The following is a 640-nucleotide window of genomic DNA, read 5'->3' as shown; positions in this document are numbered from 1 at the left end:
AAATGAAGTGGCGCTACACCATCACGCTGGGCGTGGTGTTACTGGGCTACTGGGTATTTACCCATGGCACAAGCTGGGAGCGTGTTAGTAGCGATTTTATGAAAGAAGATACTCCCTACGGGCCAGGGGATTTTCGCATTCGTGGCGAACAAGTGCTGTCAATGAAGCTAACCAGCCCAGAAATAACATTTAAATCACGAGAAGAGCGTAGTAACCCAAATCGGGCTGAGCCAACAGAAGAATGGATGGGTAATGTTAGTGAAAGGGCCAACCGCCGCACGGTACGCATTCTCGGTGGTTCACTTGAGGAAGGCGTTGAACGGCGCTTTGAGGAGCCAGCGCAGCAGGCAGACTGGTGGATTTCACCGGACTGGAACACGCTCTATCTCGCAACGGGGTGGATGGACTATCACATGGACCCAGCTCCAGGGGAGCGCTATACCCCCCAACTGACCCAACTGTTTAAATCCATCGACCAGGGGGAATCCTGGGAACGGTTGCACTGGCCGGAAAACCAGAATATTTCGGCACTGCGGTTTATCGATGCCCAGCGGGGGTATCTCATTGGATGGGGGCCACACCTCTGGCGCACCGAGGATGGCGGTGAACACTGGCAAGAGATTCCCGTTCCCACAGGCGC

Annotated in this window: 1 protein-coding gene; it reads left to right on the top strand. The window is 54.7% G+C overall.

Translation table 11 applies throughout. The annotated features are described in order from the left end of the window. On the top strand, window positions 1–640 hold a 640-nt coding region (locus HP566_RS06380; protein WP_425348175.1), incomplete at both ends, for a WD40/YVTN/BNR-like repeat-containing protein.

This window comes from Vreelandella olivaria (assembly GCF_023507745.1).
In the GTDB taxonomy this organism is placed as follows: Bacteria; Pseudomonadota; Gammaproteobacteria; order Pseudomonadales; family Halomonadaceae; genus Vreelandella; species Vreelandella olivaria_A.
This window is presented reverse-complemented; position numbering and strand designations above follow the sequence as displayed.